The sequence below is a fragment of the Pedobacter gandavensis genome, from assembly GCF_032677645.1.
Classification (GTDB): Bacteria; Bacteroidota; Bacteroidia; order Sphingobacteriales; family Sphingobacteriaceae; genus Pedobacter; species Pedobacter gandavensis_A.
In genome coordinates, this window is the sequence record NZ_JAVTSB010000001.1 from 708606 (window position 1) to 722147 (window position 13542).

11 protein-coding genes are annotated in these 13542 nt (G+C 43.1%); 8 read left to right on the forward strand and 3 right to left on the reverse strand.

Annotated elements, in window-relative coordinates; all coding sequences use genetic code 11:
* Positions 1-49: 49 nt before the first annotated feature.
* From R2Q66_RS03070 to R2Q66_RS03090, 5 genes are all read left to right on the forward strand, one after another.
* Entirely contained in the window at positions 50-1456 is a 1407-nt protein-coding gene (locus tag R2Q66_RS03070) for a DEAD/DEAH box helicase (protein WP_316746526.1), read from the forward strand.
* 12 nt (positions 1457-1468) lie between these two features.
* Positions 1469-2749: a replication-associated recombination protein A gene (locus R2Q66_RS03075; protein ID WP_316746528.1), complete on the forward strand. Its 1281-nt coding sequence runs from the start codon at positions 1469-1471 to the stop codon at positions 2747-2749.
* A 1-nt stretch (position 2750) separates the two neighbouring features.
* Positions 2751-4229: a DUF5687 family protein gene (locus R2Q66_RS03080; protein ID WP_316746529.1), complete on the forward strand. Its 1479-nt coding sequence runs from the start codon at positions 2751-2753 to the stop codon at positions 4227-4229.
* On the forward strand, positions 4226-4924 hold the full coding sequence (locus R2Q66_RS03085; RefSeq protein ID WP_316746530.1) for an ABC transporter ATP-binding protein: 699 nt from the start codon (positions 4226-4228) through the stop codon (positions 4922-4924). Before R2Q66_RS03080 ends, R2Q66_RS03085 begins: the two co-directional genes overlap by 4 nt.
* Positions 4925-5106: 182 nt before the next feature.
* Positions 5107-5787: an OmpA family protein gene (locus R2Q66_RS03090; protein ID WP_316746531.1), complete on the forward strand. Its 681-nt coding sequence runs from the start codon at positions 5107-5109 to the stop codon at positions 5785-5787.
* A gap of 85 nt (positions 5788-5872) precedes the next feature.
* On the opposite strand, the gene R2Q66_RS03095 is transcribed toward R2Q66_RS03090, so the two are convergent.
* The gene (locus tag R2Q66_RS03095) at positions 5873-6244 is read right to left on the reverse strand and encodes a hypothetical protein (protein WP_316746532.1); all 372 of its coding nucleotides are present in this window, start codon (positions 6242-6244) and stop codon (positions 5873-5875) included.
* Between the two features lie 172 nt (positions 6245-6416).
* Between R2Q66_RS03095 and R2Q66_RS03100 the strand changes: the two genes are divergently transcribed.
* Both R2Q66_RS03100 and R2Q66_RS03105 read left to right on the forward strand, forming a co-directional pair.
* Entirely contained in the window at positions 6417-7430 is a 1014-nt protein-coding gene (locus R2Q66_RS03100; protein ID WP_316746533.1) for a Gfo/Idh/MocA family oxidoreductase, read from the forward strand.
* Between the two features lie 3 nt (positions 7431-7433).
* Entirely contained in the window at positions 7434-8213 is a 780-nt protein-coding gene (locus tag R2Q66_RS03105) for a zinc-dependent peptidase (protein WP_316746534.1), read from the forward strand.
* A gap of 66 nt (positions 8214-8279) precedes the next feature.
* Here the strand turns inward: R2Q66_RS03105 and R2Q66_RS03110 are convergent, their stop codons facing one another.
* Entirely contained in the window at positions 8280-9269 is a 990-nt protein-coding gene (locus R2Q66_RS03110; RefSeq protein ID WP_316746535.1) for an alpha/beta hydrolase, read from the reverse strand.
* An 84-nt stretch (positions 9270-9353) separates the two neighbouring features.
* Here R2Q66_RS03110 and hutH point away from each other — a divergent pair, with 84 nt between their 5' ends.
* Positions 9354-10862, forward strand: coding sequence for a histidine ammonia-lyase (gene hutH, locus R2Q66_RS03115; RefSeq protein WP_316746536.1), 1509 nt, complete (start codon positions 9354-9356; stop codon positions 10860-10862).
* 112 nt (positions 10863-10974) lie between these two features.
* Here the strand turns inward: hutH and R2Q66_RS03120 are convergent, their stop codons facing one another.
* Entirely contained in the window at positions 10975-13275 is a 2301-nt protein-coding gene (locus tag R2Q66_RS03120) for a TonB-dependent receptor (RefSeq protein ID WP_316746537.1), read from the reverse strand.
* Positions 13276-13542 lie beyond the last annotated feature (267 nt).

A 13542-nucleotide genomic window follows, 5' to 3' on the forward strand; every position in this document is an offset into this window, starting at 1 on the left:
TAAATAAAAGGTTACTTTTATAGGATAATACTAACAACACAGAAGTATATTGGATTTCAAAGATTTTAATTTTAACCCTGATTTATTAGAGGGTTTACTAGCCATGGGTTTTCGCAATGCGACGCCTATTCAAACAGCAGCTATTCCGCTAATTCTAGATAAAAAAGATCTAATTGCCTGCGCACAAACAGGTACCGGGAAAACCGGTGCTTACCTATTGCCGATCATGAACATGATCAGCATGACGGAAAACCGCCATAACAATACCTTGATATTGGCGCCTACACGTGAGCTTGCACAGCAAATAGATTTACAGGTAGAAGCACTTTCCTATTTCACCAACATCAGCTCTTTAACGGTTTATGGTGGTGGAGATGGTATCGCTTATGAGCAACAAAAACGCTCTATGCGCGAAGGTGTAGATATCATTATTGCCACTCCGGGACGTTTAATCTCCCATCTTTCTTCTGGATTGCTGAAACTGGATCAGTTGCAACACCTGGTTTTAGATGAGGCAGACAGAATGCTCGACATGGGTTTTTATGATGACATTATGCGCATCGTAAGCTTCCTTCCTAAGAAAAGACAAACGGTATTGTTCTCCGCAACGATGCCTCCAAAAATAAGAACTCTTGCCGCTAAATTACTTCATGAGCCTGAGCAAATCAGTATCGCGATTTCTAAACCGGCAGCAGGAATTAACCAGCAAGCTTACCTTGTTCATGACTCTCAGAAAGTTAAATTACTGACTGAACTCATGAAAAATATAGAGTTTCCAAGCATTCTGATTTTCGCTTCTACGAAGGAAAAAGTAAAGAACCTGGGTAAGGTATTCCGTGGATTAGGATTTAAAGCAGAAGCTTTCCATTCTGATCTTGGGCAAAAAGAAAGGGAGGCCATTTTATCGGAATTCAAGAATAAACGTGTTCCGGTATTGATTGGAACAGATGTTTTATCAAGAGGAATTGATGTGGAAGGGATCAGTCTGGTGATCAATTTTGATGTACCTCATGATCCGGAAGATTATATCCACAGAATCGGAAGGACGGCCAGAGCCGCAACTACCGGTACTGCAATCACCCTGGTGAATGAAAAAGACAAGCGTAAATTTGCGAATATTGAAAAACTGATCGAAAAAACGATCGACAGAATGCCGCTTCCTGAACATTTCGGAGAAGTTCCGGCTGATGCTCCGGAAGGTTTTGCAGGAGAAAAGAAATTTGACCGCAAAAAGCCACAACAACGTAAAGTATGGGGCAAAAAACCTAAAGGAAAACCTGCAGGTGCTGCAAGAACTTCAGAAAGTGCTGCTGTTGCTGCTCCTTCTGGCACAAATACTGCTGCTACAGAAAGTTCAGCGAACACCAATACAAGCGTAAAAACTAATACCACCAATACAGCCGTTACTGCCAGCCCTGATTCAGGAACTGTCAGTGCGACGAAAGACCAGGAATAAAACTTACTGATTATGCAAAACCTACCTCCTTTAGCAGAGCGAATGCGCCCTCAAAATCTGGATGAATATGTGGGCCAGCAGCATTTAGTAGGCCCTGATGCCGTATTGCGTAAAGCCATTCAAAGCGGGCAGCTCCCATCAATGATTTTTTGGGGCCCGCCGGGTGTTGGGAAAACTACGCTTGCTTACATTATATCTCAAACTTTAGACCGTCCCTTTTTTAACCTGAGTGCCATCAATTCCGGCGTAAAAGACATCAGGGACGTGATCGACCGGGCCGCAGCGCTCAAAAATAGTTTCATGGGTCTTCCGATTCTCTTTATCGATGAGATCCACCGTTTCAGCAAATCACAACAAGACAGTTTACTGGGTGCCGTAGAAAGAGGACTAGTCACTTTAATCGGTGCAACCACCGAAAACCCTTCTTTTGAGGTAATTTCCGCTTTACTTTCCCGCTCGCAGGTGTACATTTTAAAGTCCCTGGATGAAGAAGAACTGTCCGGTTTATTGCAAACAGCAATTAAACAGGATCAGGTACTGAAGACCAAAAACATCACGATTAAAGAACATGAGGCCCTGATCCGTTTATCCGGTGGAGATGCCCGCAAGTTATTAAACGTGCTGGAAATTGCCGTTAATGGCATCGGTGGTGATAAGATTGTACTGACCAATGAGAATGTGTTGAAACATGCCCAGCAGAACCTGGCTTTATACGATAAAGCAGGCGAGCAGCATTATGACATCATCTCCGCTTTTATCAAAAGTATCCGGGGTAGCGATCCCAATGCCGCTGTGTATTGGCTGGCCAGAATGATTGAAGGTGGTGAAGATCCTTCTTTTATCGCCAGAAGATTGTTGATCCTGGCCTCCGAAGATATCGGTAATGCCAATCCAAATGCGCTTTTAATGGCCAACAACTGTTTTCAGGCGGTCAATGTCATTGGCTTTCCGGAGTCTAGAATCATCCTTTCTCAGGCCGTAACGTATATGGCTTCTTCGGTAAAAAGCAACGCCGCTTATGAGGCGATAAATAAAGCACAGGCCCTGGTGAAACAAACCGGCAATTTGCCAGTCCCATTACATATTCGCAATGCGCCAACCAAGCTGATGAAAAAGATTGGATACGGTAAAGACTACCAGTATGCACATGGCTTTGAAGGGAATTTCTCAGAACAGGAGTATTTCCCTGACACGTTGAGCGGCACTAAATTATATGACCCGGGGAAAAACCCTGCGGAAGATAAACTGAGGGAGAAGCTACGACAAAACTGGAAAAATAAATACAACTATTAATATGCTTTCAACCTTTCTGGACCATCAATGGAAATCCTTCTGGCGCTCAAAAAATAAAGGTGGAACAATTGCGACGCAGTTGCTCATCGGATTTGTAGTCTTATACCTACTGGGGGCCGCGTTTTTCCTGGGCATCGGCTTAGAAGGCTTTATCGAGCAGATTTTCCCTAAGAAAAATGTGTTTGATGTTTTCAATGGCTTCATTCTTTACTATTTCGCTGTTGATTTTATGATGCGGATGCAATTGCAGGATTTGCCAACCCTGGCCATTGTTCCCTATCTTCATTTGAGAATTCCAAAGAGAAAGATCGTTAACTTTTTAAATGTAAGCGCCCTGTTTTCTGCGTTTAACGTGTTACCCCTATTTTTATTCCTGCCTTTTTGCGCAACCGCAATATCGGAGATCTATGGTCCATTAGCCGCGCTGATGTATGTGGTAGCCATCTTTTCCCTGATGATCTTTAACAATTATGCGGCTTTATATATCAAAAGACTGAGCATTCAGAACCTGACCCTGGTACCCATTGTATTGCTGGTGATCGTTGGGTTCGCCTTACTGGAATATTTCAAAGTGTTCTCTATTGCCGCGATTTCAAATACCGTATTTTACTTTATTACCGATTATCCTTTCGCTGCACTGGGCTTTACCGTATTAGCAGCGCTGATGTTTGTAGCCAATGCCCGCTATCTGCGCAGTAACCTATATGTAGAGGAATTGAGTAGCGCAAAAGCGGAAAAAGCCAGTACCGATTACCCCTTTCTGAATCGTTTTGGGAAGGTAGGTACGTTAGTGGCCCTGGAAATTAAGCTGATTCTCAGAAATAAAAGAAGTCGCTCTGCGATCACCATGAGTTCGCTCCTGTTATTTTATGGCTTACTGTTTTATAAAAAAGAGGCCTTAGATAAGGACCAGATTGGCATCATGATTTTTGCCGCTGTATTCATGACGGGTAGTTCGATCAGTGTTTACGGGCAATTCATGTTTGGCTGGCAGGCCGCACATTTCGATGGCCTGATGGCGAATAAGATTGACATCAAAGACTTTTTCAGGGCGAAATTCCTGTTATTCACACTATTTTCCACATTGGTTGCGCTTTTGAGCTGTTTATATGGATTCATCAGCTGGAAAATACTGGTGATTCATTTGGCCGCATACCTTTATAATGTCGGGATAGGGACAATTATCGTGTTGTACTTTGCCACACGGAATTATAAAGCCATCGATGTTAGTAAAGCGGCAGCCTTCAATTACCAGGGCGTAGGCGCCAGTCAGTGGATCTTGGGTATCCCTTATTTTTTATGCCCATTCCTGATCTTCCTTCCCCTTTCTCTGAGCGGCCATCCTTACTGGGGACTGCTGGCCTTAGGATTATTCGGCCTTGCCGGCTTCCTGACCCGGGGCTTCTGGATAGATTTTTTAGTGAAAGAGTTTAATAAGAGAAAATACAAAATTGCAGCAGGCTTTAGAGAAAAATCATGATTTTAGAAATTTCAAACTTAAAAAAGACTTACGGCGATAGAACCGTTGTCGATATTGAATCCCTACAGATCAATGCCGGGGAAACTGTGGGAATTGTGGGTAACAATGGAGCAGGGAAAACCACCATGTTTAGGATGGTACTGGATCTGATCCGCCCCAGCGCAGGAGAAATCCGCTCTAAAGGCGACTTGGTGGATAGCACTGACAGCTGGAAAGATTATACCGCTTCCTATCTTGATGAAGGTTTTCTGATTGATTACCTCACTGCCGAAGAATATTTTATGTTTATTGCGAGTCTTCATCAGATGACCGCAGCAGATGTAACCGAATTTCTGCTCCAATTTGAGGACTTCTTCAACGGGGAAGTTTTGAAGAAAGGCAAGTATATCAGGGACTTCTCTAAAGGAAATCAAAATAAGATCGGGATTGCCGCGGCCTTAATGCAAAATCCGGATCTGTTGATTCTGGATGAGCCTTTCGCCAACCTTGACCCAACCACGCAGATCCGCCTGAAAACGCTGATCCGCTCCCTAAAAGCAGAACGCCAGATGTCTACCCTGATTTCCAGTCATGATTTAAACCATGTCACTGACGTATGTGACAGGATTATTTTAATGGAAAAAGGCGTGATTATCAAAGATATACACAAAACAGAAACGACATTAAGTGAACTGGAAGCTTATTTTGCAGAGTAAGATCTGGCATTGTACAGAATTATAGTCAGTATTAAATCTTGTTTTAGCCAGGTCTTAGGCCCTGGCTTCTCTTTTTCCTGACATTTAGCTGTTAAATTATTCCTATGACACAATAATTTTACAAAACACGAAAGTTGGCATTCCGTTTGATTAACGGTCTTAGTAAAATAAATTATAAAACTATGATTACTTCAAGATTTAAAATAGCAGCATTTAGTATCGCATTAGCAATGGGTGCAATGACATTCCAGGGCTGTGATAGCTTAACTAAAACACAAAAAGGTGCAGGTATTGGTGCTACTGCAGGTGGTGTTCTAGGTGCTCTTATCGGAAAAAAAGCGGGTAACACTGCTGTTGGGGCTATCATTGGTGCTGCTGTTGGTGGTACTGCCGGTGGATTTATTGGAAAAAGAATGGACAAACAAGCTGCAGAGATTCAAAATGCAATCCCTAATGCTGAAGTAATCCGTGAAGGTGAAGGTATTATCGTGAAGTTTGATAGTGGTATCCTTTTTGGATTCGACAAATCTGACTTAACTCCAGCTGCAAGAGCTAATGTACAAGCTTTAGTTGCTTCTCTTGCTAAATATCCGGGAACGGACGTTAAAGTAATTGGTCACACTGATAACATCGGAAAAGAAGCTTATAACATGAGTCTTTCTGAGCGTAGAGCTGCAGCAGTTAAAGCTTATGCAGTGTCTCAGGGTATTCCTGGATCACGTTTAATCACTATCGGTAAAGGTATGTCTGAGCCAATTGCTGACAACAGCACTGAGGCTGGAAGAGCTGCTAACCGTAGAGTTGAAGTGGTAATTGTTGCCAATGATCAATTGAAACAACAAGCGACTCAACAAGGAAAATAAGAACATCCACATCTACCTATAAAGTTAAAAAACCCGTCGTACATTGTACTTCGGGGTTTTTTATGTGATCAGATTTTTACTCAGCTTAGTGTTCTTCTTCCTGTTGTTCCGGCGTTCCGTAGATATCTTCAAAATAAGATACCGCAAGGGATTTTAGTAACAACTCCTGCTCCATCATTGCAAATGAGGGAACGGCTTTCGTGAGTTTCCAATGTGGCCATCCATCCTGGTCCAATCCTTCCAGTTCATAAAAACCCATTTCACTCAATAAACGGCAGGTTGCAATGTGCATTAACTCTTCCTTTTGTCTTTTACTATACTTGCCAGGTCCTTTGCCCAACTCCTGTACACCGATTAAAAACAAAATCACCTTTAAATCGGGTACATCAGAATCAAACTCCTGAGCTATCTTTTGTTGCAAAACTTTCCATTTCGCGTGTATTTCTGCAGGTTTCATGCCTCAAAGATACAAATTAAGCTTTGTGCATTATTACAATAAAATTAAGGGTTTAGCCCCTGATTTTACTATTTTAGCCTATATCACCTGAGTAGTTGAAAAAAGGCTTTTACACCGATAAAACTATTGGCAGATGATCAATACATGACCATTGAAAAACAATAATATACCTATGAAAAAAACAATCATAACCGGTCTGATGGCCTACGGGATGTCTGGAAAAGTATTTCACGCCCCTTTTGTACAGGCGCATCCCGGTTTTACCTTACGTGCCGTAACCGAGCGAAATCAAAAAAATGCAGCTGCAGATTATCCTGAAATCATCAGCTATAATACCATCGAAGATTTACTGGCCGATGAACAAATTGAACTGATCATCATCAATACGCCAAACAATACCCACTATGATTATGCTAAAAAAGCATTACAGGCAGGGAAACATATTTTAGTAGAAAAACCCTTTACCGCTACGGTGGAAGAAGCAAAAGAGATTCTTGCCCTGGCAAAAACGCTGGACAGGAAAGTGCTTTTCTATCAAAACAGAAGATGGGACAGTGATTTCAGAGCGGTTCGTGAAGTGATTGAAAGCGGAAAACTTGGGAAACTTTCAGAAGTACATTTCCGTTACGACAGATATCGTTCTACGATTGGCGTAAAAAGCTTTAAAGAGGACCCGATTGCTGCCGCTGGTTTGATGTACGACCTTGGTCCGCATTTACTGGATCAGGCTTTGAGTATTTTCGGTAAGCCTGATGCTTTTCATAAGATACTGGGTAAAAACCGCGTAAATACACAGGTTGACGATTATTTCTCGATTCACCTGAGTTATCCAAATAGTGTCAATGTATTTGTTCATTCGAATATGATGGTGGTAGAATCTTTACCGGCATTTGTAATCAACGGAACAAGTGGTTCTTTACATAAGGTTAGAGCGGATGCCCAGGAAGCGCAATTGCTGGCAGGCATGAAGGTTAATGACCCTGCTTATGGTATTGAGGCCCCGGGAACGGAAGGTAAATTGTATTTACTGGATGCCGATGGTAAAAAGACTACACAGGAGATTCCTGCTTTGCAAGGCAGTTACCTGCCCTTATTTGAAGCGGTTTATCAGACCATTGTGAACAATGAGGCTTACCCGGTAACCGAAGAACAGGTGATTACACAATTGGAAATACTGGAGGCTTAACCCATGCAGGCATTTTTTATACTAATCCCGATCTTACTGCTGGTGATCTATTTTATCTTTAGAAAAGACAGTCACCGAAACTATGTGATGTTAAGCGAAGAAGATAAGCAGATGCTGTTTCAGCATGTGGTTTATTACCAGCATCTCACCGTAGAAGACCGTTTAAAGTTTGAGCAACGCATTTCTGCGTTTCTGGCAGAGGTAAAAATTGAAGGTGTAGGCACTCCGGTGACTGTACTTGATAAGTTATTGATTGCTTCCAGTGCCGTGATTCCGGTATTTGGTTTTGAGGAATGGCATTACCGCAACCTGACCAATATCCTGTTATACCCGGATACCTTTAACGAGGATTTCCAGTATGAAGGCGGTCAGCGCAATATCTTAGGCATGGTTGGTTCTGGCTATATGAACGGACAAATGATCTTATCCAGAGCGGCCTTGATCAAAGGATTTTCCAATGCAGCGGATAAAGAGAATACGGCCATTCATGAATTTGTACACTTGCTGGATAAATCTGACGGTGCAACTGATGGTATCCCTGAAAACCTGATGAGACACGAATATGTGATGCCATGGGTAAGAATGATCCATGAGGAGATGAAAAGAATTGAAAAGGGAAAATCAGATATTAACCCTTATGCGATCACCAATGAGGCGGAGTTTTTTGCAGTAGTATCGGAATATTTCTTTGAAAAGCCAGATCAGTTTAAGTCGAAACACCCGGAGCTTTATGAAAGCTTGTCGGAGATATTTTCGCAGGATCTGGCAGGGAAGGCTTCTTAGCTATTTTTATAGCTTACTTCTAAACTTTTACAGCTGGCAGCCCATTATAGGACTGCCAGTTATGTTTTATAAACTGCCTAATACGGCAACATTGAATTCTGTGGGTACTTCTATATGTGGAATGTGCCCGCAGCCTTCGAATTCTACAATCTTTGCACCTGGTATTTTAGCAGCGGTCTGCTTACCTAAAAACCGGTATTGTCCGTGTAGAGCCTGTTGATCCGGACTTAACAGCCCTTTTCCAACAATCGTTTTGTCTTCTTTTCCAATAAACAACACCGTAGGGACACGTACATTGATAAATTCGTGGACTACCGGTTGTTCGTAAATCATGGTATAGGTCATGGCGTTAACTCTGGCCAGTCTTGGGAAATCTGCACTCTTCGTCATGCCACCTGCAACGCGAACCAATTCGTCGTATTCTGGTTTCCAAACGGTGAAATAAGAGCTTTGATAGTATTTCTTTACGCTTTCAGGCGTCGCTTTTAATTCGTTCTGGTATTGCTGATCCGTACTCAGGTAAGGGATGAAATTGCGGTAATCTTCTAAGCCTATCGGGTTTTCGAGTAATAGTTTTTCGGTATTTTTAGGATACATCAATGCGAAACGGGTAGCCAGCATTCCGCCCATCGAGTGGCCAAGGATATTCGCTTTCTGAATGCCTAAGGTGTCCAGTAATTGTTTTGTCCAGCGGGATAACTGGTGAAAGCTGTAATGAATATATGGTTTGGATGATCTGCCAAAGCCGATCTGATCCGGAACCACAACTCTAAATCCGCGGTCGCTCAATGCTTTTATCGTGCTTGTCCAGTAGTATCCAGCAAAGTTTTTACCATGTAACAATACTACTGTTCTACCATTCGCTTTGCCTTGAGGCGCCACATCCATATAGGCCATATTGATATCCTGTCCTTCGGTATGAATTGGAAAATACTTGACTGGATAAGGGTATTTAACGTTTTCTAAGGAGATAGAGAGGGTATCTGCCTGTTGGGCCAAACTCGCTGTGGCACTGAAAAGTAAGCAGAAGTAAAGCACAAATTTCTGATAAAACATAGGATGATTTTAGGGAAAACAATAATAGGTACTGAAAGTTCTAAACTTAAGCATTATTTATATTTTTGGGGAAATATAAAATGTATGAGCAGTCACCAAATAGGTTTGGAGCGGTTAACTATGGATCAGATTTCCAGGATTATCGCCGAGAAAACTTTGCTACAATTATCCGATGCAGCTATCGCAAAAATAGAACAATGCAGAAGCTACCTGGACGAAAAGTTAGCCCGTCATGAGGGGCCGGTTTACGGGATCAATACCGGCTTTGGCTATTTGCAAAACGTAGAGATTGAATCAGAAAAGCTTTCTCAGCTGCAGCATAATCTGCTGCTTTCCCATGCCTGTGGAACCGGTGAAGAGGTCGCTCCAGAGATCGTGAAGTTGATGTTACTGCTAAAAATCCAGTCGCTGAGTTATGGCCATTCTGCCATTGCCTTAGCCACAGTTTCCAGGCTGCTCGACTTTTACAACCATGATATTTTACCAGTGATATATACCCAGGGTTCTTTAGGCGCTTCCGGCGACCTTGCTCCCCTTGCTCATCTGGCCCTTCCCCTGATTGGCGAAGGTATCGTCTGGTATCAGGGAGAAAAGATAGCGGTTTCGAATCTCTATGAAAAATTAGGTTGGGAACCCTTAAAGTTACAATCGAAAGAAGGCCTGGCATTGATCAACGGAACACAGTTTATGAGTGCTTACGGCGTATTTTGCTTGTTGAAATCCTCAGCCCTGATGAATTGGGCCGATGCCATTGCTGCCATGTCTATTGATGGTTTTGATTGCAGAATCGATCCTTTTGAAACTTTTAGTCATGTCATCAGGCCTCATGCCGGACAATTACATACCGCAGCCAGCATTTCGAAATGGCTTTCCGGAAGCGAGCTGATCAGCAGACCAGGCAAGCAAACGCAGGACCCCTACTCTTTCCGCTGTGTACCTCAGGTGCATGGGGCAAGTAAGGACAGCATCAATTATATCCGCTCGGTGTTTGAAACGGAAATCAATTCCGTGACCGATAACCCCAATGTTTTTCCGGAAGAAGACCGTATTATTTCTGCAGGGAATTTCCATGGCCAGCCCTTGGCTTTAACCCTGGATTTCCTTTGTATTGCCCTGGCAGAATTAGGTTCTATCTCAGAAAGAAGGACTTTTCAATTGATTTCCGGTCAGCGGGGATTACCGCCTTTCTTAGTGAAAAACGCAGGATTGAACTCCGGTTTGATGATTACGCAATATACCGCAGCCTCCATTGCCAGCGAAAACAAGCAGTTATGTACGCCAGCTTCGGTGGATAGCATTGTTTCCAGTAACGGTCAGGAAGACCATGTGAGCATGGGTGCAAATGCCGCAACGAAGTGTTTACGCGTAGTTAATAACCTGGAAAGAATTTTAGCGATTGAATTATTGACTGCCGCTCAGGCTTTAGACCTGAGGAAGCCATTACGCTCTTCTGAGGCGATAGCAGCTTTGCATGCAGATTACCGGGGCTTTGTTTCTTTTAATGAAGCAGATCGCTTGCTGGCGGTTGATATCGCCGCTTCGGTGGTGTTTTTGAGAACAAAAGAAGGTTTGTTGAAAACGAAAGAGGCTTAATAAAATCAAATCGGCTGTCTTCACAAATAGTGAACCCCAAAAGTTTTTGTCTAACTTTTGGGGTTCACTTCATTTCAGGAGACAGCTGCTTTGCTGATGTTGCAATTAGCGCCTATAAGAACGGTACGCTGATCCCGAAGGTTACATTACGTCCGGCATTGTAAATCCCTTCCATTTTGTACCTGCTCAGGTGGTTAAAATATTTCGTATCCAATAGGTTTTGTCCGGTTACCCAGAGGTTCAGTTTCCCTTTTTTAGTATTGATCGTGGTTCCGATTCCGGCATCTAACAGCGTATAGCCATCCGTTTGAGTTTCAAAACTATCGAAACGCGCTTGTTTCAACACATTGGTTAAGCCTACTTTCATATAGGTTCCGGCCAGGCCTTTGATACTTGGTTCGAAACGCAATTCGTTATTGATCGATGCTGCCGGAATGAAAGGCAAGGGCTGATCATTTGCGCGGTTAGTTCCTTTGACATAGGCAAAAGAGTTTTCAAAATGCAGCGATTTGATCAAGTGGAAATCCATAGAGGCTTCTCCCCCGATCAGGTCGGCATTGGTTTGCACAAAACGGTAAACCGGCAAGGTTTCTGTCAGGCCTCCACCATCGGTGATTCCGGTAGTTTCATTGTTAAAATTACCCGCGTAGATGTAGTTATAGATGCGGTTGGCATAGGCGTTTAGTCCGAAAGTAACCGAATTGGCCGTGTATTCCAGTCCCAGGTCAAATTGTAAACTGGTTTCCTGTTTCAGGTTTGAATTCCCGATTTCGTATCTGAATGTTCCTTCATGGCGACCATTTGCTGCCAGTTCGGCAATATTCGGGGCACGAAATCCAGATCCGGCATTTCCTTTTAACACGAGGTTTTTAGCTACCTCATACGCAAAACCTACAGATCCGGAAACGTTAGAAAACTGGTTGTCGAAAGCGGTAAATAAAGGCTCCCCATCTACTGAAAGTGCTTTCCCATTTACCTTTTTGTAATCGTAACGGGCACCAATATTGAAGGCTCCTTTTTCGAAATTACGTTTCAGGTACACAAAAGCACCGACATTGTTGCTATTATAATCAGGGATCAGGAACTCATCGCCTTTATTCACATTATTCTGGTACATGCCCTGAACACCGATTGCCGGCTCCCATTTCCCCGCATTCGGGAAGTAATATTTTACATCATAGGTATAAGAATTCAGGTTTAAGTTTAGTCCTGGTTCTGTGGCACTTTCTTCAAATTCCTTCCTCATATTGCGTTGAAAAGCAAAAGTTGTTTTCAGCTGTCCGGTTCCGAGAATAAAATTACTGTTTAATGCCGCGCGGTAATGGTTAATGTTCTGGAAAGGCAATCCGATTCTGCGTTCCTGTGCTTCGGCTTTTGGGATCACTTCGCCTTCTTCGTTTACATATTCGCCTTGCTCATTAGGCCCGTGTTCTACTAAACCAATATTGGTGTGGAAGCGGGAGAAAGTCAAATGAGAATATCCCCAGCTCTTATTTAAACCCACCATCCCGTTTAAATTGAATTCGTTGAAACCAGAATTCGGCACTACCGCATCTTTATACGCAAAGCCATACGCGTTTTTATAGGAAGCGCGACCGCGATAGACGAAGCCATTGTCATTGCCCTGAAGCATTAATGAAGAAGCAGTTAATCCGTTATTTGTCGCATAGGTACTGGTAAAATTACCGTTAAACGTGCCTGGAGGCGGAACAAGATCATCGATAATGTTGATCACACCACCCAAAGCATCAGAGCCGTAGAGTAAACTTGCCGGGCCTTTCAGGATTTCTATTCTTGCCGCAGAAAACTGATCTACTTCAATTCCATGCTCATCGCCCCATTGTTGTGCTTCTTCTCTTGCTCCATCAACCATGGTCAATACGCGGTTGTAGCCCAATCCACGGATGGTTGGTTTAGAAATCGCACCGCCAGTGCTCACCTGAGATATCCCCGGTACTTTAGCGATCGCGTCTACCAGGTTTGTTCCGCCAGCCTGCGCCAGCTTATCTTTACCTATAGAAACGACGGATAAACTGTTGGTTTTGTTGTTCGCACTAAATGGCGAGCCCGTGATCACCACTTCCGCGCTTTCTATTGCAGAGGGTGCCATAGCGATGTTTAACTTGTTGATCGTACTCAAGTCTACGATTTGCGAATAGGTTTTATAGCCGATAAAGCGGACTTCCAGCAGGAATCGCCCTTTGGCAGGGATATTTTTAAGAATAAATTCTCCCTCGGCATTGGTGCTGGTCACTGCTTTTAAATCGCTGATGTAGACCGTTGCGCCAACTAATGGCTCCTGAGTGTCGGCATCGGTAACTTTACCTTTGAATTCTGCTAGTCCGGCAGCAAATGCAGGAGCCGAGAAAAGGGTGTATAGTAAAACCATTAATACCAGATGTATCTTTTTCATGTGTTTGGTGTGTAGTGATGCTTTGCGCTGTTTCATTGTACAGTTTTATGCTGCGTTGTACACTATACTATTGCGCAAAGCATTGTATTGGCCGAAGCCAGTTTTATAAATGATAAATTGAGTTTTGCGGCTATGATCAGCCATCCTCCAAAGATCAAAATACGGGGAGACCAGGAAAATCCTTAGCCTGTTTCTAATTTTTCCTATCCCGCAGCCACAGCTACCGTTAAAAACAGCAAAAATTCCTGAAAATCCAGTATAAGCAAC